The 20,651-nt window shown below is 68.6% G+C and carries 19 protein-coding genes; 6 read left to right on the top strand and 13 right to left on the bottom strand.

Annotated features, from left to right (window positions below; all coding sequences use genetic code 11):
* Positions 1–259 precede the first annotated feature (259 nt).
* Positions 260–868: a YceI family protein gene (locus DI526_RS12905; RefSeq protein WP_304278473.1), complete on the top strand. Its 609-nt coding sequence runs from the start codon at positions 260–262 to the stop codon at positions 866–868.
* Positions 869–959: 91 nt separating this feature from the next.
* On the opposite strand, the gene rutA is transcribed toward DI526_RS12905, so the two are convergent.
* The 4 genes from rutA to rutB form a co-directional block, all read right to left on the bottom strand.
* Positions 960–2,024 carry a pyrimidine utilization protein A gene (gene rutA / locus DI526_RS12900; protein WP_304278469.1) on the bottom strand — a complete coding sequence of 355 codons (1,065 nt, stop codon included), beginning with the start codon at positions 2,022–2,024 and terminating at the stop codon, positions 960–962.
* 176 nt (positions 2,025–2,200) lie between these two features.
* On the bottom strand, positions 2,201–3,004 hold the full coding sequence (gene rutD, locus DI526_RS12895; RefSeq protein ID WP_304278466.1) for a pyrimidine utilization protein D: 804 nt from the start codon (positions 3,002–3,004) through the stop codon (positions 2,201–2,203).
* Between the two features lie 7 nt (positions 3,005–3,011).
* Entirely contained in the window at positions 3,012–3,401 is a 390-nt protein-coding gene (rutC, locus tag DI526_RS12890) for a pyrimidine utilization protein C (RefSeq protein WP_304278464.1), read from the bottom strand.
* A 10-nt stretch (positions 3,402–3,411) separates the two neighbouring features.
* Complete coding sequence (gene rutB, locus DI526_RS12885) at positions 3,412–4,131, bottom strand: pyrimidine utilization protein B (RefSeq protein WP_304278461.1); 720 nt, start codon at positions 4,129–4,131, stop codon at positions 3,412–3,414.
* A gap of 109 nt (positions 4,132–4,240) precedes the next feature.
* Between rutB and rutR the strand changes: the two genes are divergently transcribed.
* A complete protein-coding gene (gene rutR, locus DI526_RS12880; RefSeq protein WP_304278459.1) occupies positions 4,241–4,993 on the top strand; it encodes an HTH-type transcriptional regulator RutR in 753 nt (250 codons plus the stop codon).
* Here rutR and DI526_RS12875 read toward each other — a convergent pair.
* From DI526_RS12875 to DI526_RS12835, 9 genes are all read right to left on the bottom strand, one after another.
* Complete coding sequence (locus DI526_RS12875) at positions 4,990–5,508, bottom strand: nitrate reductase associated protein (RefSeq protein ID WP_304278457.1); 519 nt, start codon at positions 5,506–5,508, stop codon at positions 4,990–4,992. The genes rutR and DI526_RS12875 overlap by 4 nt on opposite strands.
* The gene (cobA, locus tag DI526_RS12870; protein WP_304278454.1) at positions 5,505–6,278 is read right to left on the bottom strand and encodes a uroporphyrinogen-III C-methyltransferase; all 774 of its coding nucleotides are present in this window, start codon (positions 6,276–6,278) and stop codon (positions 5,505–5,507) included. The genes DI526_RS12875 and cobA overlap by 4 nt, the downstream gene beginning before the upstream one ends.
* Positions 6,271–8,925: a nitrate reductase gene (locus tag DI526_RS12865; protein WP_304278453.1), complete on the bottom strand. Its 2,655-nt coding sequence runs from the start codon at positions 8,923–8,925 to the stop codon at positions 6,271–6,273. The genes cobA and DI526_RS12865 overlap by 8 nt, the downstream gene beginning before the upstream one ends.
* A gap of 5 nt (positions 8,926–8,930) precedes the next feature.
* Entirely contained in the window at positions 8,931–9,257 is a 327-nt protein-coding gene (nirD, locus tag DI526_RS12860) for a nitrite reductase small subunit NirD (protein WP_304278522.1), read from the bottom strand.
* Between the two features lie 5 nt (positions 9,258–9,262).
* Positions 9,263–11,719 carry a nitrite reductase large subunit NirB gene (nirB, locus tag DI526_RS12855; RefSeq protein WP_304278450.1) on the bottom strand — a complete coding sequence of 819 codons (2,457 nt, stop codon included), beginning with the start codon at positions 11,717–11,719 and terminating at the stop codon, positions 9,263–9,265.
* Between the two features lie 11 nt (positions 11,720–11,730).
* Entirely contained in the window at positions 11,731–12,954 is a 1,224-nt protein-coding gene (locus tag DI526_RS12850) for a NarK/NasA family nitrate transporter (protein WP_304278448.1), read from the bottom strand.
* A 333-nt stretch (positions 12,955–13,287) separates the two neighbouring features.
* On the bottom strand, positions 13,288–14,547 hold the full coding sequence (locus DI526_RS12845; RefSeq protein WP_304278446.1) for a CmpA/NrtA family ABC transporter substrate-binding protein: 1,260 nt from the start codon (positions 14,545–14,547) through the stop codon (positions 13,288–13,290).
* Entirely contained in the window at positions 14,540–15,121 is a 582-nt protein-coding gene (locus DI526_RS12840; RefSeq protein WP_304278443.1) for an ANTAR domain-containing response regulator, read from the bottom strand. Before DI526_RS12840 ends, DI526_RS12845 begins: the two co-directional genes overlap by 8 nt.
* 75 nt (positions 15,122–15,196) lie before the next feature.
* A complete protein-coding gene (locus DI526_RS12835; RefSeq protein ID WP_304278440.1) occupies positions 15,197–15,757 on the bottom strand; it encodes a molybdenum cofactor guanylyltransferase in 561 nt (186 codons plus the stop codon).
* Between the two features lie 364 nt (positions 15,758–16,121).
* On the opposite strand from DI526_RS12835, the gene DI526_RS12830 reads away from it, so the two are divergent.
* Genes DI526_RS12830 through DI526_RS12815 form a run of 4 tightly spaced genes read left to right on the top strand, consistent with a single transcriptional unit; the run spans position 16,122 to position 20,504 of the window.
* Positions 16,122–17,507: an alginate export family protein gene (locus DI526_RS12830; protein ID WP_304278437.1), complete on the top strand. Its 1,386-nt coding sequence runs from the start codon at positions 16,122–16,124 to the stop codon at positions 17,505–17,507.
* Positions 17,508–17,518: 11 nt separating this feature from the next.
* The gene (locus tag DI526_RS12825) at positions 17,519–18,811 is read left to right on the top strand and encodes a CmpA/NrtA family ABC transporter substrate-binding protein (RefSeq protein WP_304278520.1); all 1,293 of its coding nucleotides are present in this window, start codon (positions 17,519–17,521) and stop codon (positions 18,809–18,811) included.
* Positions 18,812–18,825: 14 nt separating this feature from the next.
* Positions 18,826–19,707 (top strand): nitrate ABC transporter permease, encoded by an 882-nt coding sequence (ntrB, locus tag DI526_RS12820; protein WP_304278436.1) that lies wholly within the window; start codon positions 18,826–18,828, stop codon positions 19,705–19,707.
* An 11-nt stretch (positions 19,708–19,718) separates the two neighbouring features.
* Positions 19,719–20,504: an ABC transporter ATP-binding protein gene (locus tag DI526_RS12815; RefSeq protein WP_304278433.1), complete on the top strand. Its 786-nt coding sequence runs from the start codon at positions 19,719–19,721 to the stop codon at positions 20,502–20,504.
* Positions 20,505–20,651: the final 147 nt, after the last annotated feature.

The following is a 20,651-nucleotide window of genomic DNA, read 5'->3' as shown; positions in this document are numbered from 1 at the left end:
CCTGGCTGTGGAGCAGCGTGGTCGAACTCACCGCCGCCCATGAGGCGGCCTATCTTGAGCACCGCCGCCGCTATGCGCTGAACCTGTCACGCATTTGGCGAGGCGCTGGACTTCTGGGCGCCCAGGCGGAGGCTCGCGATCGCGCCAGGCGTCAGGTCATCCGCCGACCGCCGGGGACATGTGCTTATGGCATATGGCCATATGGCTGAGGGCTGCTATGGCCCTATGGGCGGCGCCTGGACGCCAAGAGGAGACCATCATGACCCGCACGCTTCGTCTTGTTCTTTGCCTGGCCGCGGCTCTTGCGGTTTCAACGGCCGCGCATGCCGCGCCGGATCGCAACCCAGCCGCCGCGCCCAGCGGCGACTACGCGCTGGACAAACGCCATGCGGCGCTCGTCATCCGAATCGATCACCAAGGCGGAGTCTCCAAGAGCGTCTTCCGCTTCGACCGCCTGGATGGGGTGCTCAAGTGGAACGGACAGAAGCCGGAGCAGTCGAGCCTGTCGGTGACGATCGACCCGAAGTCGATCGTCAGCAATGTGGCGGGCTTCGCCGATGAACTGGCTGGCGACAAGTTCCTCAAGAGCGCCCAATTCCCGACGATCGGCTTTGTGTCGCGTACGATCACGCTTGACGGGCCGACCTCGGGCAAGGTCGCCGGCGATCTTACCTTTCTGGGCGTGACCAAGCCCGTGGTCCTGGACGTCACGTTCGGCGGCGTCGGCAAGGCGCGAGACGGGGCCAAGCTTGGCTTTTCCGCCACGGGGCGGTTCGACCGACGCGACTTTGGCCTGACGACCCTGGTGGGGCCCGTGGGCGCCGAGGTGGATGTCGTGATCGACATCGAGTTCGATCAGATCAAATAGACCCGGAGCGCGCGTCAGGAGGTCGGCTTCTGGCGCGTCTTCCCCGTCCAGGCCCGCCACGCGGCAGGGCGGCGTCGGTGGCGTTCGAGGCTCACCGCGGCGCGCGGCTCTTCATCAGCGGCTGGATCTTGGTCCCGAAGTCTTCGACGCCCTGCACGAAGTCGTCGAAGGTCAGCAGCACGCCGGCCGTGCCGGGAACGTCCGCTATCTCGTCCATCATGCGGGCGATGCTTTCGTAGCTGCCGACCAGCGTGCCCATGTTCAGGTTCACCGCCGACTCCGGAGCCGCCAGTTGCTGGGTGTTGGTGGTCGCGCCGGCCTTGGCGTTGGGGGCCGCCTGCTGGGTCAGCCAGGCCAGGGCCTCCTGGTCGGCGCCGTCGCGATAGGTCTGCCACTTGGCCAGGGCCTTCTCGTCGGTCTCGTCGGCGATGACCATGAACAGGATGAAGCTGGCCACGTCCCTGCCGGTCTTGGCGGCCGCCGCCTCCAGGCGCTGGTTGACCGAAGCGAAGGCGGTCGGGGTGTTGACTCCCTTGCCCAGGGCGAAGCTGTAATCGGCGTGCTGGGCCGTGAAGGCCAGGCCCTCGTCGGACGAGCCGGCGCAGATCAGCTTGGTCTCCTTGGGATGAGGACTGACGCGGCAGTCCTCCATCTGGAAGTACTTGCCCTTGAAGTTGGAGACGCCGGTGTCGAGCAGGTCCTTCAGCACCGTCGCGTATTCGGCCAGGTAGTTGTAGCGGTCGGTATAGTGCTGCTCGCCGGGCCAGAGGCCCATCTGGCTGTACTCGGCCTTCTGCCAGCCGGTGACCAGGTTCACGCCGAACCGGCCGGGCGCGATCGAGTCGATCGTCGAGGCCATGCGCGCCACGATGGCCGGCGGGATGGTCAAGGTGGCCACGGTGGCGAAGATCTTGATCCTTGAGGTCACCGCGGCGAGGCCCGCCATCAGGGTGAAGCTCTCCAGATTGTGCTCCCAGAACTGCGTCTTGCCGCCGAAGCCGCGCAGCTTGATCATCGAGAGCGCGAAGTCGAAGCCGTGCTGTTCGGCCTTCTGGGTGATCGCCTTGTTGAGCTCGAAGCTCGGCATGTACTGCGGCGAGGTTTCGGAGATCAGCCAGCCGTTGTTGCCGATGGGAATGAAGACGCCGACCTGCATGGGTGGAGTTCCTGTTCTTCTATTTCCTTAAATCCGACCTCCCCGGCGAACGCCGGGGCCCAGATTCATCCGGAGCGTTTGGGGTGTTCTCGCCTTCGGGCCGGCCCAGCCGACCAAGGCCGCGGGTTCGATCTGGGCCCCGGCATTCGCCGGGGAAATCGGAGGACGGGCAACCATCACGTCCCCCCCAGAAACTTCACCAGGCCTTCGTTGAAGGTCTCCGGATCGGTGACGGTGAAGCCGTGGCCGCCCCAGGCGACCTGCTGGAAGTCGGCGTTGGGCAGGCGGGCGGCCAGGCGCTGGGAGCAGCGCATCGGGACCAGCATGTCGTCGGCGCTGGCGCTGACCAGGACGCGGTGGGGGATCGCCTCCAGGCGGGCGTCGATGTCGAAGACGAGCAGGGCGTTGATCCGCGCCAGCATAACCTCCCGCGGCGGAAAGCTGGCCACGTGATGCGCCTCCTCGGCCTGCAGCCGGTCGTGGTTCCGCGAGATCCAGTCGGCCGGGTAGAGGAAGATGGGCTGGGCGTGAACATAGGCTTCGGGGCCGCTGTCGTTCAGCAGGCGGATGCGCGTGTCGAAGCAGCGCTTGAGGTGCGGGTCGGGCTGGCTCCAGCCGTTGACGACCACCAGCTTGCCGAGCCGATCGGGATGGGACAGCGCCAGGGCCAGGCCCGCATTGCCGCCCGCCGCGTGGCCGACCACGTGCGCCTTGGCCAGGCCGAGCGCGTCCATGACCTTGACCATGTCCCGCGCCATGTCGCCGACGCCGTAAGGGCCGGGCGGCAGGGCGCGGACGCTGCGGCCCGTGCCGCGGTGATCGTAGGTGACGACCGGCCAGCGCGCGGTCAGGGCCGCCATCTGCGGCGCCCAGAAGGCTCCTGAGCCGCCCAGGCCCGACGACAGCAACACCACGTCCCGTCCGGCGACGGGACCGCCGTGGAGTTCATAGAAAACGCCGTCGACGACGCCCGTGGTCATCCGCGCGCTACTTCTTGCCCACGTGCGCGACCGAGGCGATCTCGACCACGAAACCCGGCTTCACCAGGCCGCACTGGATGCAGTAGCGGGCGGGCTTGTCGCCGGGAAAGTACTCGGCGTAGACCTTGTTCATCGGGGCGTAGTGAACCCAGTCGGTCAGGAAAATGTGGTTCATCACCACGTCCTCCATCGTGCCGCCGGCGGTTTCGATCACCGACTTGATGGTCTCCAGCACCTGGCGGGTCTGGGCCTCGGCGTCGTCCGGGAAGGCGACGTTGTTGTCCTTGTCGAAGGCCAGGGTGCCCGAGACATAGACGATCCCGTCGGCCATCGTTCCGGGCGAGAAGGGCGCGATCGGGGTCTGGGTTCCGGGCGGTGTGATGACGGTCTTGGGCATGGTCGCCTCCCTAGGTGCGTGGAGCCAGCTGTCCGAAAGTCCCCTTGAAATCGGTGGTGTTGGAGACCCAGCCGAAGAAGCTCTCGATGTTGAACAGGGCGGCTTTCTGGACGAAGTCGGGACCCGCCTGGTGGGTGGCGTCCTCCAGCACGGTCCCGAAATATTCGAGGAAGAAGCCGTCGCGCAGGGTCGACTCCACGCAGACGTTGGTGGCGATGCCGACGAAGACGAGGTGCCTGATCCCCCGCGCCCTCAGCACGCTGTCCAGCTGGCTGTTGAAGAAGCCGGAATAGCGGGTCTTGTGCAGCTGGATGTCGCCGGGCTGCGGCTTCAGCGCATCGACCAGTTCATAGTCCCACTGCCCGCGCGCCAGCAGCTTGCCCTGCAACTCGGGCCGGGCGCGCATGGTCTTCAGCGCGTTGGATTTCCACCAGTTGGGCGAGCCTGGCCCGCCCGCCTCGACATACTGGTCGTCCCAGCCGTTCTGGAAATAGATCACGGTCATGCCGGCCGCCCGGGCCACGGGCAGGATCTCGGCGATCTTGTCGATGACCCCGGCCGCCCCGGAGATATCGAAGCCCGCCAGGTCCAGATAGCCGCGCGGCGAGGCGTACGCGTTCTGCATGTCGATGACGATCACCGCCGTCGTCTTGGGATCGACCGGCAACGGCTCGGGCCGCGCGGGCAGCATCACGCAGTCGGGCGACAGCGGGGCGATCGGAGAGCTCATAAAGGCGGCTCCTTGTGATGTCCGGCCCGCATGGAATACCATCCCGGCGAACGTCGCAATCCGAACCATCTGGTCCAGGTTTGACCATTTGGTCCAAGTTCGAGAGCCGATGACCGGTCCCGCCGCCAAGTCCGTCAAGCCGCCGCGCAAGACCTCGGCGCGCGGCGGCGGCGCAGCGACCTCCGGCGCCCGCGCTCTGATCAAGGCCGCCCAATCGGCGGGCGAAGAGGCGGAGGCGGCTGCGTTCGGCGGCCGCCGCGCCCAGGCCGGCGAAGCCCGCAGGGCCTCGATCCTGGCGGCGGCGCTGTCGGTGTTCGCGCGCCTGGGCCTGGAGGGCGCCAGCGTCGACGCCATCGCCCGCGCGGCGGGACTGTCGAAGGCCAATCTGCTCTACTACTACCCTTCCAAGGACGCGCTTTACGTCGCGGTGCTGGAGCAGGGGCTGTCGCGATGGTTGGCGCCGCTGGCCAGTTTCCGGTCGGAGGACGACCCGGCGGAGGCGATCGGCGCCTTGATCGCGGCCAAGCTGGCGATGAGCCGCGACCATCCGGAGGTCTCGCGCCTGTTCGCCCTGGAGATGCTGCGGGGCGCGCCGCTGTTGAAGCCGGTCCTGGCCGGCCCCCTGAAGGCGGTGTTCGACGCCAAGGTCGCCGTGGTCCGCGCCTGGGTCGCGGCGGGCAGGCTGGCGCCCGTCGAGCCGACGCATCTGATCTTCGCCATCTGGGCCCTGACCCAGCACTATGCCGACTTCGCCGTTCAGGTGCGGGCGCTGACGGGCGCATCCCTGTCCGACAAGGGCTTCATGGAAGACACCGCGACAGCGGTCACGGCCCTGGTTTTGGAGGGCGTCCGGCCGCGCTAGCAGGCGACCGGTTCGCACGTCCCAACATCCAAGGCCCCGAGCCCAAACTCGCGCAGGGCGGGGGCGAAGTTGACGTTGTCGTGACCTTCGCGGCTGAGCTTCACGAGCGCATAGCGCTCCAGAAGCGCGAGGGCGCGCCAAGCCTCGAGTGGGGGCGGCGTCAATCCCTTCGACAGGGCGAAGGTCGCCACGGCCGCGGGAACTTCGCCGACCCTCTCCCAGGGGGCGTCATCGATGGGCGGCAAGGGCTTGATGGGCTCGTCGGCGCGCAGCGCCACGAGGGTCTCGAGCAGGGCGCGCCAACGCGCGACCTCGCGGTCGGACGAGCACGGACTGAGCAAAAGCTCCTGGCGGTCCTGGCGCGTGAGGCGGCTCCATTGGCGAAGCGTCAACTTGATCCCCACCCGGTCCAGCTTGAACCGCACGGCCATGGGGACGCAGCGCAGGCTGTCCACGAAGTCCTGCTCGAACGCGAACAGGCGGGCGTGCTGAGTCTGGGACGGCGAGCCCATCATGGCGCCGCCCGCTTGGCGCAGGGGAGGGCCGCGTCGGACCAGACCTCCGCACGGGCCACGACATCGCCGATGACGAGGACGACCGGCCCGGTCGGCGAGGCGGCGGCGAGGGCCTGCGCCGCGGTGGCCAGGGTGGTGGCGATCGCCCGGGCGTCGGGCGCGCCGGCGTTCTCGACGGCCAGGGCGGGGGTGTCGGCGCGACGGCCCTGAGCCATCAGCTCCGCGGCGACGGCCCCCACCTGATCGCGACCCATGTAGAGGGCCAGCGTCGTCTCGGGGTCCTTGGCGGCGCTCCAGCCGTCGATCAGGACCGAGCCGTTGTCGACGCGCGCAGTGGCGTAGAGGATCCGCCGCGCCTCGCCGCGATGGGTGAGGGGAAAGCCGAATTGCGCCGCCGCGGCGCTGGCGGCGGTGACGCCGGGGACGACTTCGCCAGACACCCCGTGGGCGCGCAGGAAGGCGAGCTCTTCGCCGACGCGGCCGAACACCGACGGATCGCCACCCTTCAGCCGCACCACTCTGAGCCCGCGCCGCGCCAGCCGCAGCATCAGCCGATTGATGGTGTTCTGCGGCATTGAGGTCTTCGCGCCGGCGCGCTTTCCGGTCTGGATGCGCAGGCATCGGGCCGGCGCCAGGGACAGGACCTCCTCGCTGACCAGGGCGTCATAGAGCAGCGCCTCGGCCTGTCCGATGATCCGCGCCGCGCGGAAGGTCAGAAGATCCGCTGGACCCGGCCCGGCGCCCACCAGCATGACCTTGTTCTCAAGCATCCGCGGCTTCCTTCTCTTTGATCAGGCTAGCGATTTCCACGCGGCAAGAGCCACAGCCGCCGCCGGCGCCGGTGGCCTTGGTGATGTCGTCGACGGTGTCCGCGCCGGCCCGCTGGGCGCGCGTGATCTGGTGAGCGCCGACATTCGCGCAGGCGCAGACCAGCGGGCCGGGATCGGCGCCGGCGCCAGGGGGGCGACCGGCAAGCAAGGCCGCGCGTTCGGCGGCGCCGATCTGGTCGGCCGAAAAGAGCCCGGCCAGCCAGTCACGCGGCGGCAGCGCGCCCAGGGTTATGAAAAGCGCGCGCTCGAGACGGCCGTCTTCGATCCAGGCGCGCCGAAAGACGCCTCTGGCCGGATCGTCGAGGCTGATCATCTCGCCGCCGGCCCCCGCCCCGAGCCGTCTGGCGACGTCCTGGCGCTCGGCCTCGTCGCCCCGGCCGGCGAATTCGTGCAGGTGGCAGCTTTCGCGAACGATACGTCGCCAGATCAGGGACGAACCTGCGGGGCAGTCGTATCGACGCCGGGCGAAGAACGCGCCGCGCCAGGTGTCGCGCCAGGCCGACAGCCGCGCCGGGGTGTGCTTGAACTCGGGCTGGCCCGAGGCGGCGTCTCGCTCGGGGCCGATCAGATGGTTGGTCCTGCCCTGCGCCGCGTGGGTCGTGGTCCAGTGCATCGGCATGAAGAGGGAGCCTGGGCGCTGGCGGTCGGTGACCTTGGCGATGGCGACGGCCTCGCCGCGCGGGGTGCGAACGCGCGCGAGCATGCCGTCGGCCAGGCCCGCCTCGCGCGCATCGACGGGGTGCATTTCGACATAGGGCTCGGGCGTGTGGCGGTTCAGCTCGGGCGCCAGGGCCGAGCGGTTCATGGTGTGCCATTGGTCGCGAACGCGGCCGGTGTTCAGCGCCAGCGGAAAGCTTCCGTCGGTCGGCGAGGCCGGCGCCGCCGGCAGCACCGGAACCATCCGGGCGCGGCCATCGGGGGTGGCGAAGCGGCCATCGGTGAAGAGGCGCGCCACGCCGCCGCCATCAGTGACCGGCCACTGGGTCGGCGGGAGCGCATCGTAATCGGCCCGCCCCAGGGCGCCGATGTCCAGGAACCGCTCGCCCCGGTTCTCGAACGCGGTCATGCGGGCGTATTCGCGGAACACCTCGGCCGAAGAGCGCCAGGAAAAGGCGTCGCCAAATCCCATCCGAGACGCGATGTCGGCGATGATCGCCCAATCGGCGCGCGCCTCTCCGGGCGGCGCGAACATCGGCCGCTGGCGCGAGATCCGGCGTTCGGAGTTGGTCACCGTCCCGTCGCGCTCGCCCCAGGTCAGGGCGGGCAGCTTTATGTGGGCGAAGGCCGTGGTGTCGGTCTCGGTTATGGCCTCTGAGACGATGACCAGCGGACACTTGGCGAGCGCTTCGCGGACACGTCCGGCGTCGGGCATGGAGACGGCCGGATTGGTGGCCATGATCCAGATGGCCTTGACCTGACCCTCGCGCATGGCCTCGAACATCTCGACGGCCTTCAGCCCCGGGGCGCTGGCGATCGTCGGCGACGACCAGAAGCGCTGGGCCTTGGCGCAATCCTCGGCGCTGAAATCCAGATGGGCCGCCAGGGTCGTGGCCATGCCGCCGGTCTCGCGCCCGCCCATGGCGTTGGGCTGGCCGGTGATCGAGAACGGCGCCGCCCCGGGCTTGCCGATCCGGCCCGTCACCAGGTGCGCGTTGATGATCGACAAGCCCTTGGCCACGCCCTGGGCGGACTGGTTGGCGCCCATGGAGAACAGGCTGACGGTCCTGGGCGTCTGGGCGAAAAGGTCGAAGAAGGCGCGCAGGTCCGCTTCGGCGACCCCGCAGTCGGCCGCCACGGCGCTCGGCGATTGGTCCGCCTGGGCGAGCGCGGTCTCGACGGCCTCGTAGCCGCTGACGTGGGCGGCGAGGTAGGCGCGGTCCACGGCGTCCCTGCGCATCAGGTCGGCCAGCAGGCCGTTCCAGAGCCGCACGTCGGTCTGGGGCGCGATGGCCAGATGCACATCGGAGGCTTCGGCGGTGTCGGTGCGCCGCGGATCGATGCAGACCCATCGCTGACCCCTGGCCCGCGCGGCCTCCATGCGCCGCACGAGCACGGGATGGGTCCAGGCGGCGTTGTGGCCGCTGAACACGATCAGGTCCGCCAGCTCGAGGTCTTCGTAGCAGCCGGGGACCAGGTCCGCGCCGAAGGCCTGCTTGTGCGCCATCACCGCGCTGGCCATGCAGAGACGCGAGTTGGTGTCGATATTGCCGCTGCCGATAAAGCCCTTCATCAGCTTGTTGGCGGCGTAGTAGTCCTCGGTCAGCAACTGGCCGGACACGTAGAAGGCCACGCTGTCGGGGCCATGCTTGGCGATGGTCCTGGACAGCGCCGAGGCGATCCGCGCGGACGCTCTGTCCCAGCTGACACGCCGGCCATGGATCTCCGGATGGAGGAGCCGGCCCTCCAGCCCGACGGTCTTGCCCAAGGCCGCGCCCTTCGAACAAAGTCGGCCGAGGTTGGACGGGTGGAGCCCGTCGCCTTCCACCACGATCGAGCGCCCGCCGACGCTGGCGGCGGCCACGCCGCAGCCGACCCCGCAATAGGGGCAGGTGGTCTTCACCAAGGTCGAGCGCGAGCCGTCGGCCATCGCGCCTAGCGTCCCAGATAGATGCGGCCGTCCTCGACGCGCACCGGAACACGCGGCGCGCAACCCTTGCCCGCGTCGGCGCCCAGCGCCTCGCCCGAGGCCAGGTCGATGTTCCAGGCGTGGAGCGGGCAGGTGACGGCGGCGCCATGCACGATGCCCTGGCTCAGCGGGCCGCCCTTGTGGGGGCACTTGTCGCGCAGGGCGAAGACTTCGCCGTCGCCGGTCCTGAAGACGGCGATGTCGCCATTCGGGGTGGCCACGCGTCGCGCGCCTCGGCGCGGGATATCGGTGACGGCGCCGACATCGATCCAGAAGTCTTGGGGAGACGGCATCAGGGTCATGCGTCGGCGAGCTCCATGCTGCGGGCCAGGGGGCTGAACTCGCCGGCGTCGCGGCCGGCCACGCGCTCGGCCCAGGGGTCCACGCGCGAGAAGCGTTGCGAGTAGATGAAGCGGTCGTAGTAGGCCCGGCGGCGCTCGGGATCTTCCATGGCCGAGCGGATGGCCTCCAGGCCCACCCGGTCCATCCACTTGTAGACCCGCTCCAGGTAGAACCCGCCCTCCCGGTACATCTGGGTGGCGGCGCAGATCACCCAGACGGCCTCGTCCTCCGTGGCCACCCGGGTCAGCAGTTGGGTCCCCTGGATATGCAGGCCCGCGGCGCCGCCGATGTGGATCTCGTAGCCGCTGTCGACGCAGATGACCCCGAAGTCCTTGCACGTCGCCTCGGCGCAGTTGCGGGGGCAGCCCGACACCGCGAGCTTGACCTTGGCCGGGGCCCAGGAGCCCCACATGACCTTTTCGAGGCGCACGCCGAGACCCGTGGAGTCCTGCGTGCCGAACCGGCACCATTCGGAGCCGACGCAGGTCTTCACCGTGCGCAGCCCCTTGGCGTAGGCGTGTCCCGAGACCATGCCGGCCGCGTTCAGATCGGCCCAGACGGCGGGCAGGTCATCCTTCTTGACGCCCAGCAGGTCGATGCGCTGGCCGCCGGTGACCTTCACCATCGGGATCTGGAACTTGTCGGCCACGTCGGCGATGGCGCGCAGCTCCGACGGCGAGGTGACGCCGCCCCACATGCGCGGCACCACCGAGTAGGTGCCGTCCTTCTGGATGTTGGCGTGCACCCGCTCGTTGATGAAGCGGCTCTGCTTGTCGTCGACATATTCGCCGGGCCAGGCGCACAGCAGGTAGTAGTTAAGGGCTGGACGGCAGGTCGCGCAGCCGTCGGGCGTCTTCCACTCCAGGGCCTGCATGACCGCCGGCAGCGACTTGAGGCCATCGGCGACAATGCGTTCACGCACCACGGCGTGGCCGTGAGACGAGCACTTGCAGATCGCCTTCGGGCCCGTCTCCTTCTGGAAGCCGTCCCCGAGGGTCAGGGCGAGCAGCTGCTCCACGAGCGGCGTGCAGGAGCCGCACGAGGCCGAGGCCTTGGTGACGGCCCGGACGCTGTCCAGGGTCTGGAGACCCGCATTGATCGCGGTGACGATCTGTCCTTTGCAGACGCCGTTGCAGCCGCAGATTTCCGCCGTGTCGGCCATGGCCGCCACGGCCGAGCTAGGGTCCAGGCCCCGAAGGCCCTCCGTGATCGCCTGGCCGAAGACCAGGGTTTCGCGGATGTCGGAGACGTCCGCGCCCGCGCGCATCAGGTCGAAATACCAGGCGCCGTCGGCCGCGTCGCCGAACATCACCGCGCCCGCCAGCTTGTTGTCCTTGATGACCAAGCGCTTATAGACGCCCCGCCCGGCGTCGCGGAACACCACGTCCTCGCAGCCCTCGCCGCCGGCGAACTGGCCCGCGGAGAAGACGTCGACGCCCGAGACCTTCAAGCGGGTCGACAGGACGCTGCCCTCGTAGGCCGCTTCGCCGTCGGTCAGCACCGTCCCGAGCGCGCGGCACATGTCCCAGATCGGCGCGACAAGGCCATAGGCCACGCCGCGATGCTCGGCGCACTCGCCGATCGCGAAGATATCCGGATCGGAGGTGCGCATCTGGTCGTCGACGACCACGCCGCGCGCGCAGTTCAGGCCCGCGTCCGCGGCCAGCGCGGTGTTGGGCCGGATCCCGACCGCCATGACCAGGATGGAGCAGGGCAGGACCCGCCCGTCCTTCAGCTTCAGGCCGGTGACGCGGCCGTCCTCGCCGAGGATCTCCTCCGACTGGGCGCCAAGCTCGGTCTTCACGCCGCGCGCGCTCAGCGCCTCGGTCAGAAGATAGCCGGCGGCGCTGTCGAGCTGCCGCTCCATCAGGACGTCCATCAGATGGACGACGGTGGCTTTCATGCCGCGACGCGCCAGGCCGTAGGCGGCCTCCAGTCCCAGAAGACCCCCGCCGATCACGACGGCCGCGCCGCCCGCGTCGGCGGCGGCGATCATCTTGTCCACGTCGTCCAAGTCGCGGAAGGTGACCACGCCGTCGAGCTCTCGTCCGGGCAGGGGCAAGCGCACCGGGTCCGAGCCGCAGGCCAGGATCAGCTTGTCATAGGGCGCGGCCGGCGCGCCGTCCGCCTCGACGATCCGGGCTTGGCGGTCGATCCGCGTGACCGTGGCCCCCTGGTGCAGGGTGATTTGGTTGTCGGCGTACCAGGCCGCGTCGTTGATGACGATCTCGTCGAAGCGCTTCTCCCCGGCCAGGACGGGCGAGAGCATGATGCGGTTGTAGTTCACCCGGGGCTCGGCCCCGAAGACGGTGATGTCGTAGCGGTCAGGATCCCGCTTGAGGATTTCCTCGATGGCCCGGCACCCGGCCATGCCGTTGCCGATGACGACCAGCTTTTGCTTGGCGTGTCCCATGCGACGCTCCTTCAAACCCGGATCAGTTCAGGGGGGCGGCCCGAGAGCCTCGGCCAGCGCTCGCGCCATTGGCCCTTGAGCCAGACGAGCGCGCCGAGGGCGACGAGGGCCAGGGCGGCGAAGCCGGCCAGTCCGGCCTGGTAGGAGCCGGTCAACTGCTTGGCCACGCCCAGGGTGGAGGCCAGGTAGAAGCCGCCGACGCCGCCCACCGCGCCGACCAGGCCGGTGATCACGCCGATCTCCGCGCCGAAGCGTTGGGGCGCCAGCTGAAACACCGCCCCGTTCCCGGCTCCCAGCGCCATCATCGACAGCATGATGATGGCCAGGGCGACGCCGGCGTGAGGCTGGTGCAGGCTTGCGAGCAGCAGGCCGGCGCCGGCCAGCGCATAGACCCCCATCAGGGCCCGGGCGCCGCCGACGCGGTCTGCGATCGCGCCCCCGACCGGCCGGACGAGAGAGCCGGCGAACACGCAAGCGGCCGTGAACAGTCCGGCCACGATCGGGTCCAGGCCATATTCGGCGTTGAAGTAGATGGTCAGCGAAGAGGCGAGGCCGGAGAACCCGCCGAACGTCACGCCGTAGAGGAACATCAGCCACCAGGCGTCGCCGCTCTTCAGCACGTCCAGATAAGCGCTCCAGCGCTTGGGCGGCGGCTGGTTCGGGGCGTCCTTGGCCAGGGTCACATAGACCAGGAAGGCCACGGCGAGCGGGATCGTCGCCAGGCCGATTACATTGGTCCAGCCGAACGATCGGGCCAGGGCGGGGGCGAACAGCGCCGCCAGGGCGGTGCCGGAGTTGCCGGCCCCGGCGATGCCGAGCGCCAGGCCCTGATGCTCGGGCGGATACCAGCGCGAGGCCAGGGGCAGGGCGACGGCGAAGGACGCCCCAGCGACGCCCAGCACGACGCCCAGCGCCAGAACGTGGCTGTAGTCATGGACGCCCAGTCTCCAGGCGGTCAGGAGCCCGGCGAGGACGATCAGCTGGCCGATGATCCCGGTGCGCTTGGGGCCGATGTGATCGACCAGCACGCCGTTCACGAGCCGCAAGCCCGCGCCCGCCAGCAGCGGCACGGCGACCATCAGGCCCTTCTGCGCGGGCGACAGCCCAAGGTCCTTGGCGATCGCCACGCCCAGCGGGCCCAGCAGGACCCACACCATGAAGCTGAAGTCGAAATACAGGAACGCGGCGAACAGGGTCGGCGCGTGTCCCAGTTTCAGGAACGAGCGCGGGATCATGGGCGGCCCGCCATGTTCTCGGAGGCCGCGACGACGGCTTTGCGCGCCGCCAAGGTTTCGAACGCCTTTCGATCCCAGACCATCGGACCGCGCCTTCCTGGCCAACAGGCCAAAAAAAAGCGCCCGGCCGGAGGTGGAAACCTCCGCCCGGACGCCATTGTCCAAACCGAGCCGGCATCAACGCCGACAGTGCGCGGGACGCCATTGCCCCGCGAATTCTCGATCAGGAGGACGCATTGCCGGCTGGTGAGCAATCCGTCCCGACCGCGCCGCGGGCCTCAGCGCAAAGATGCTCGAACAATGTGCGATCTGGCGGAGGCCGCGGCGCGAAAATCAGGCAGTCGTGTCTTCCGAGCCGCCCGTATAGCGCCCGATCTCGAAGTCGCAGGCGTAGGCCAGCGGCTTCTCCGGATCAAAGACACGGCCATCGAGGAAGACGTCGGGCGCCATGAGGATAGGGCCGCTGGCGTCCTCAAGCCGCCACGGCTGCGGGTGGGCGCCCTCGCGCTTGCGATCGCCCATGGGGACCGGTTCGCCCAGCGGCTGGATGGCGCTCCTGAAGAGATCGGGTCGATAGACGCTCGTGGCTACGGCCTGGAGATCGATCTCGGGTCCGATCTGCCCCCAGCGAAGCATCTGGCTGAGAAACCACAGGGCGTGGCTGCGCCAGGGAAAGCCCGCCGCATGTCGGTGGAAGACGATATCGGCTTGCGGCCGAGCCTCGTCGCCGCCGTCGGCGGGCGGCGCGAGGGACTGGGCGATCAGCGCCTCAGGCTCGCCGACGAATTCGGGGCGCGCGAGCAGGCGGGCCAGGGCGGGCCGATTGGCCGGCGTATCAGCCCAGGCGGCGGCTCTGGACAGCGCGCGGATCAGGGCTTGCAAGGCTTGCGGATGCGCGTTCGCCCAAGCCTGGGTGACGCCGAGGACCTTGTCGGGGCCCATGGGCCAGATTTCCGAAGCGCGGACGATGATTTCGCCCAGGCCTTCGGCGACGGCGATCGCGTTCCACGGCGCGCCGACGCAGAAGCCGTCGATCTCTCCAGCCCGAAGGCGCTCGGTCATCCGCGGCGGTGGGGCGACCACCAGGCGCAGGTCCCGGTCCGGATCGACGCCGGCGGCGGCCAGCCAGTAGCGAAGCTCGTAGGCGTGCATCGAATAGGCGAAGACGACCGCCAGGGTCAGCGGACGCTCGCCGGCCTCGCGACGGGCCGCGATCACCCTGGCGAGCGGCCGCGCGCTTCGCGGTCGCCGAGCCATCATCTCGGGATCGGCCTCCCACATGGCCTTGATCAATCCGGTGGAAAGCGTGATCGCGCTGCCGTTGAGGTTCAAGGAAAGCGGTACCGTCAGGGGCGTTCGTTCGCCGCCGACGCCCATCGAGGCGGCGAGGGCCATGGGCGCCAACAGGTGGCCGCCCTCCAGCGCGCCGACGGCGATCTTGTCGCGGACATTGGCCCAGGAGGCTTCGCGCGAGAGCTCGACCTCCAGCCCCTCGTCCTCGAAGAATCCGTGCGCCTTGGCGACCGCCAGAGGGGCGCAGTCGTTGAGCGGTATGAAACCAAGGTTCAGCTGGCGGCGATCCGGCTTACTCATGGCCCTTGCCCCTCAAGACGCCGGCGAACGCCAGCAGATCGGCCGCCACGGCGGCCAGCGGTCGGCCGGTGTCCATGGCCAGTTTGCGCAGAAGCCGGTAGGCCGCGTCTTCTTCCAGGCCTCGTTCCTTCATCAGGAGACCCTTGGCGCGATCGACCACCTTGCGGTCGGCCAGGTCGGCCTTGGCCTTTTTGAGATCGGAGCGCAGCTGCTGCATCAGCCCGAAGCGGCTCATCGCCACTTCGAGCACCGATCGGACGCGATTGACCTGCAGGCCGTCGACCACATAGGCCGCCACCCCCGCCTCGACGGCCGCCTCGGCCAGGCCCGGCGCCGACTTGTCGACGAACATCACGATGGGGCGCGGATTGTGGTCGTTGGCGTCGCGCAGAGACTCGAGCGTGTCGCGGTCGGGGCTTTCGCTGGCGATGACAATGACGTCGGGCCCGAAGGCCGCCGCCTCGACCTCGTCAAAGGCCGGCGCGCGAACGACCGTCAGCGGCTTAACACCCGCCAGCCCCTCGGCGACAAGCGCGGCCCGCGCCTCGTCGGGGTCGATGATCAAGACACGCATCGCCCGCTCTCTGCCGTCACCCGAGGGGGCTGTCGCGTGGAAAGCACGCTTGAGCGCCCGAAGAGCGCGCGTCGCCTAATCCGTGGGCGCCGGGTTCGACGCCTCCAGAGCCGCCTTCTCGGACGGGGTGTTGGCGCCGCGCAGGCGCAGCGCAAGCGCGTCGGTGGGGAAGAGCGCTTTCAGACCCAGGATCGAGACCAGCTTTCGGAGGGGAAGGCCGGCGGGGGCGTCCCAGGGCGTCCGGTCGATCGGCGCGAGAAACGGCAGCGGGAAGCCCTCATAGTAGGCCCCCTGGGCTTGGCCCAAGAGCGCGGCCAAATCCTCGGGCAGGATCGTGGGGGCGTCGACCGCGAGCACGAGCATGGCCGACAGCCCTTCGGCTCGCAGGGCTTCGGCGGCGGCGAGCACGCCGCCCGTGGGACCGCCAAGAGGGTCGGGGTCTTCCACGAACGGCAATCCGTAGTCTCCGCCGGACACCAGCACGCGCGCGGCGCCGGCGCCAACCGCAAGCTCGGCGACCCTGTCGATGGCGGGCCGTCCTCCCCAAGCCAGGCGAGCCTTGTCGGTCCCCATCCGGCGGGATCCCCCGCCGGCCAAGATGATCGCGCCCAGAAAGATGTCCTTGCTCCCGTGCATGGCTTCTCCAGCGACTTGGCGGGCGGATGCGGCGACGTCGAGTCCTTTGATCGTGTGAGGATGAAACGCCGTGAGGCGCTCAGAACGCGACAATAGCAGGCAAGCGCCGGAGCTTGGCTGCATGGTTGCTGGGCAAAAACCGTCGTTCGCCGAGTTTGCGCGGCGAAGAGCGGTGTTTTCCGTTGTTCGCTGAAAATCAGCCCGGCTTGTTTCGTGACGACGCGGGGGACAACGAGGTTCCCCGCAGGCCCGAAGGGGCCGCCGGCGGCGATGAAGCCGCCTGGTCGATTGGACAACGACGTCCGGAGAGATCGCTGATCGCGATCCCTCCGGGCGTTTTTTTTTGGCCTTGGGGGATGCAGGCATGAACTTGTTACGACCCGCGCTGCTGTCTGGCGTCGCCGTCCTGGCGCTGGCGGGCGGATCCGCGGCCCGCGCGCAGAGCGCGCCCGAACCAGCCTTGAAAAGCCCCGACGCGGCCGTCGAGGTGACCAGCGAGCCGTTTTCCGAGCCGCCGCCGCCGCCCGCGCCGCCGCCGACGATCAGCGATCAGATCGGCGCGGGAAAGCTGATCCTGGAAGTTCGCGCCCGGTACGAGGGGGTCGACCAGACCCGCACGGCCACCCTGCGTGACCGGGCGGACGCCTTCACGATCCGAACCCGGCTTGGGTGGGAGACGGCCGAATGGAACCGGCTGAGGGGCCTTGTCGAGTTCGAGGACGTCCGACAGGCGGGGGGCGAGCACTACGCGGTCAATGTGCCCGGCGCGAGCACGCCGCCGCTCAATGGGGCGGACAAGGCGCGCTATCCGGTGGTCAACGATCCCGACGTGACCGAACTCAATCGCGCCCAGGTGACCTGGACGCCCAGCGCGGCCTTGCAGGTCACGGCGGGGCGGCAGCGCATCCTGATCGACGACCAGCGGTTCGTGGGCAATGTGGGTTGGCGCCAGGACGAGCAGACCTTCGACGCCGTGCGCGCGGACATGGCCTGGGGCCGCTTCAAGGCGACCTACGCCTATGTCAGCCATGTGAATCGCATTCTGGGCGAACTGCGCGACTGGGACAGTGACAGCCACCTGTTCAACGCCATGTGGTCGCCGTCCGAGGCCCTGCGTCTCGAGGGCTTCGTCTACGCCCTGGACTTCGGCAATTCCGCCATCAACTCATCCATCACCAAGGGCGCCAAGGCGTCGGGCAAGACCTGGCTGGGGCTCTATCAGCTGGCCTACAACGCCACCTGGGCCCGGCAGTCGGACTACCATCACAATACGCCCGACTTCAGCCTCGACTATTTCGGTGCGGATCTGGCCGCGACCTTCGACATCTACACCGCCAAGGTGTCCTACGAGTCGCTGGAGGGAGACGGGACGCGCGGCTTCACGACGCCCCTGGCCACGGTCCACGCCTTCAACGGCTGGTCCGACGCCTTCGTCTCGCCGGGCGGCAACAAGAGCTTCGTCGACGGCCTGGAAGACCTCAACGTCTCGCTGAACGTCAAGCCGCGGTTCCGAGCGACCTATTTCTTCAACACCGATCTGGTCGCCCGCTATCACGACTTCGACGACCAGCGCACCGGCGCGAACCTGGGCCACGAGTGGGACCTGCAGTTCACCGCCGCCATCACGACCAAGCTCTCGGTCCAGCTGAAGTACGCGGATTTCCAGCGGGTGAAGAGCGTCCCGATCGGCACGGCCGCGCCGCCCGCCTCGCGGACCAAGACCTGGCTCACCCTCGAATACAAGTTCTAGCCCCAGGACGCCTGACCATGAGCAAGACCGACACCACCAAGTCCGGCCTGACCCGTCGCCACGCCCTGATGGGCGCCGCGGCCACGGTGGCGGCCGCCAAGGCCGCGTTCCCGGCCGGCGCCCACGCCGCCGGCGCAGGACCCGAGATCGCCAAGGCGCGTCTCGGTTTCATCGCCCTGACCGACAGCTCGCCGGTGATCATCGCCAAGGAGCGAGGCCTTTTCGCCAAGCACGGCCTGCCGGACATCGAAGTCGTCAAGCAGGCCTCCTGGGCGGCGACCCGCGACAACCTGGTCCTGGGATCGGAGCGCGGCGGGATCGATGGCGCGCATATACTGTCGCCGATGCCCTACCTGATGACTACGGGGGCGATCACCAACGGCGCGCCGACGCCGATGTATATCCTGGCCCGCCTCAATACGAACGGGCAGGGGATTTCGGTCGGCAACGACCTGAAGAGCGTCCAGGTCGGTCTCAACAGCGCCGGCGCCAAGCCCAAGTTCATGCAGCTGAAGGCCGCCGGAAACATCGCCAAGGTCGCCATGACCTTCCGCGGCGGGACCCACGACCTTTGGGTTCGCTACTGGCTGGCCGCGGGCGGCATCAACCCAGACGTCGACGTCGCGACGATCGTGATCCCGCCGCCCCAGATGGTGGCCAACATGAAGGCGGGCACGCAGGACGCCTTCTGCGTGGGCGAGCCGTGGAACGGCCAGCTGGTCAATCAGAAGGTCGGCTACACGGCCTGCCTCACGTCGGAACTCTGGATGAACCACCCGGAAAAGGCGCTGGGCATGCGCGCCGCCTGGGTCGACAAGTACCCTCGCGCCGCCGAAGCCATCACCGCCGCCGTGCAGGAAGCGCAGCTTTGGTGCGACAAGGCCTCGAACCTGCCGGCGATGTGCTCGATCGTGTCCGGCCGCCAGTACGTCAACGTGCCGATGGGCGACATCCTGCCTCGCCTGCAGGGGACGGTGGACTATGGGGACGGCCGGAGCCTCAAGAACTCGCCCCACCGAATGAAATTCTGGGCCGACAACGCCAGCTTCCCGTTCAAGTCCCACGACCTCTGGTTCCTGACCGAAGACATCCGCTGGGGCGTGCTGCCCCAGAAGACCAACACCAAGGCGCTGGTCGACAAGGTCAATCGCGCCGACATCTGGCGGGCGGCGGCCAAGACCATCGGCCAGGCCGGTCCCGCGGGCGACAGTCGCGGTGTCGAGCGCTTCTTCGATGGCAAGGTCTTCGATCCGGCCAATCCGGGCGCCTACCTCGCCAGTCAGCCGATCAAGAAGCTGGTGTGAGGCGAGGGCGCGCAATGACCTATCCGAAACCCACCTTCGTGACCGCCACCCCGATCGTCCCCGCGGTTCCCCCGACGCCAGCCAAGCCCCCGGTGCTGTCCGAGCTTGGCCGGCGCGCGAAAGCGGCCGCGGGGGTCGTGATCCCGCCGGTCCTGACCCTGCTGGTCATCCTCGTGGCGTGGCAGGCGATCGTCGGTGACTCCTACGCGGGGCTGCCGTCGCCCAAGCAGGTCTGGCTGGAGTCCAAGGACCTGATCCTTCATCCGTTCTATGACAACGGCGGGGTGGACAAGGGCCTGTTCTGGCACGTCTTCACCAGCCTCAAGCGCGTCGGGATCGGCTTCTCGATCTCGGCGGTGTGCGGGATCCTGCTGGGTGTCTTCGTCGGCTCCAACCGCTGGGCGCACCGGGGGCTGGATCCGATCTTCCAGGTCCTGCGGACGGTTCCGCCGCTCGCCTGGCTGCCGATCTCGCTGGCCGCCTTTCACCAGGCCCAGCCGTCGGCCTTGTTCGTGATCTTCATCACCGCGATCTGGCCGATCATCATCAACACCGCCGTCGGCGTGCGGAACATTCCGAGCGACTATGTCAACGTCGCGCGAGTGTTGCGCCTGTCGCCGGTCGAGTACTTCATCAAGATCCTGCTGCCCGCCACGACGCCGTACATCTTTACAGGGTTGCGCATCGGCGTCGGCATGAGCTGGCTGGCCATCGTCGCCTCGGAAATGCTGCTGGGCGGCGTCGGCATCGGCTTCTTCATCTGGGACCAGTATAACGCCTCGCGCATCGCCGACATCATCGTGGCCCTGGCCTGGGTCGGCATAACGGGCTTTTTCCTCGATCGTCTGGTGGCCCTGCTCGGTCACTTCGTCTCGCGCGGCAACGCCGTCAGCTAGGAGCGCAGCCCATGACCAAGGCCTATCTTTCCATAGAGAACGTCGCCGTCACCTTCGCCAAGGGAGCGGTGCGCACCGAAGTGCTGAGCGGCGTCGACCTGAAGATCGACAAGGGCGAGTTCGTCTCGATCATCGGCCACTCGGGATGCGGCAAGTCCACGCTGCTGAACGTGGTCGCGGGCCTGACGCCGGTGACGACGGGCGCGGTCATCCTGGATCGGCAGGAGGTCAACGCCCCCGGGCCCGATCGCGCCGTCGTTTTCCAGAACCACTCGCTGCTGCCTTGGCTCTCCGTGCGCGAGAACGTCGCCTTGGCGGTGGACAAGGTGTTCGGCGCGACGAAGTCGGCGGCCGAGCGCCGGGAGTGGACGCTACATAACCTGGACTTGGTCAAGATGACCCACGCCCTGGACAAGCGGCCCTCGGAAATCTCCGGCGGCATGAAGCAGCGGGTCGGCATCGCGCGCGCTCTGTCGATGGAGCCCAAGGTGCTGCTTCTGGACGAGCCTTTTGGCGCCCTGGACGCTCTGACCCGCGCGCACCTGCAAGATAGCGTCATGGAGATCCACGCCACCTTGAACAACACGGTCCTGATGATCACCCACGACGTCGACGAGGCCACGCTGCTGTCCGACCGCATCGTGATGATGACCAATGGACCGCGCGCGCGCGTGGGACAGCTGCTGGAGGTTCCGCTTGCGCGCCCTCGCGATCGCTTGGCGATGGCCGAGGACGCCAACTACGTTCACACGCGCGCCGCGGTGATCGAGTTTCTCTATGCTCGACGCGCCGCTTAGGAGGCGCGTGGTATACGGAAGGGGCGGACATCCCGCGCTAAAGCCGTGGCGCGGACCAGGCCAGACGGCCGTCCTGGTGGCGGGGGGCGGGATCGAACCGCCGACCTGTGGGTTATGAATCCACCGCTCTAACCATCTGAGCTACCC

Origin of the sequence: Caulobacter segnis (genome assembly GCF_003243465.1) — a bacterium.
In the GTDB taxonomy this organism is placed as follows: domain Bacteria; phylum Pseudomonadota; class Alphaproteobacteria; order Caulobacterales; family Caulobacteraceae; genus Caulobacter; species Caulobacter segnis_A.
This window is presented reverse-complemented; position numbering and strand designations above follow the sequence as displayed.

What these genes read in the sequence shown, in the direction of transcription:
- DI526_RS12905 (WP_304278473.1), top strand. Translation starts at nt 260, where the DNA reads ATGACCCGCACGCTTCGTCTTGTTCTTTGCCTGGCCGCGGCTCTTGCG.
- rutA (WP_304278469.1), bottom strand. Translation starts at nt 2,024, where the DNA reads ATGCAGGTCGGCGTCTTCATTCCCATCGGCAACAACGGCTGGCTGATC.
- rutD (WP_304278466.1), bottom strand. Translation starts at nt 3,004, where the DNA reads ATGACCACGGGCGTCGTCGACGGCGTTTTCTATGAACTCCACGGCGGT.
- rutC (WP_304278464.1), bottom strand. Translation starts at nt 3,401, where the DNA reads ATGCCCAAGACCGTCATCACACCGCCCGGAACCCAGACCCCGATCGCG.
- rutB (WP_304278461.1), bottom strand. Translation starts at nt 4,131, where the DNA reads ATGAGCTCTCCGATCGCCCCGCTGTCGCCCGACTGCGTGATGCTGCCC.
- rutR (WP_304278459.1), top strand. Translation starts at nt 4,241, where the DNA reads ATGACCGGTCCCGCCGCCAAGTCCGTCAAGCCGCCGCGCAAGACCTCG.
- DI526_RS12875 (WP_304278457.1), bottom strand. Translation starts at nt 5,508, where the DNA reads ATGATGGGCTCGCCGTCCCAGACTCAGCACGCCCGCCTGTTCGCGTTC.
- cobA (WP_304278454.1), bottom strand. Translation starts at nt 6,278, where the DNA reads ATGCTTGAGAACAAGGTCATGCTGGTGGGCGCCGGGCCGGGTCCAGCG.
- DI526_RS12865 (WP_304278453.1), bottom strand. Translation starts at nt 8,925, where the DNA reads ATGGCCGACGGCTCGCGCTCGACCTTGGTGAAGACCACCTGCCCCTAT.
- nirD (WP_304278522.1), bottom strand. Translation starts at nt 9,257, where the DNA reads ATGCCGTCTCCCCAAGACTTCTGGATCGATGTCGGCGCCGTCACCGAT.
- nirB (WP_304278450.1), bottom strand. Translation starts at nt 11,719, where the DNA reads ATGGGACACGCCAAGCAAAAGCTGGTCGTCATCGGCAACGGCATGGCC.
- DI526_RS12850 (WP_304278448.1), bottom strand. Translation starts at nt 12,954, where the DNA reads ATGATCCCGCGCTCGTTCCTGAAACTGGGACACGCGCCGACCCTGTTC.
- DI526_RS12845 (WP_304278446.1), bottom strand. Translation starts at nt 14,547, where the DNA reads ATGAGTAAGCCGGATCGCCGCCAGCTGAACCTTGGTTTCATACCGCTC.
- DI526_RS12840 (WP_304278443.1), bottom strand. Translation starts at nt 15,121, where the DNA reads ATGCGTGTCTTGATCATCGACCCCGACGAGGCGCGGGCCGCGCTTGTC.
- DI526_RS12835 (WP_304278440.1), bottom strand. Translation starts at nt 15,757, where the DNA reads ATGCACGGGAGCAAGGACATCTTTCTGGGCGCGATCATCTTGGCCGGC.
- DI526_RS12830 (WP_304278437.1), top strand. Translation starts at nt 16,122, where the DNA reads ATGAACTTGTTACGACCCGCGCTGCTGTCTGGCGTCGCCGTCCTGGCG.
- ntrB (WP_304278436.1), top strand. Translation starts at nt 18,826, where the DNA reads ATGACCTATCCGAAACCCACCTTCGTGACCGCCACCCCGATCGTCCCC.
- DI526_RS12815 (WP_304278433.1), top strand. Translation starts at nt 19,719, where the DNA reads ATGACCAAGGCCTATCTTTCCATAGAGAACGTCGCCGTCACCTTCGCC.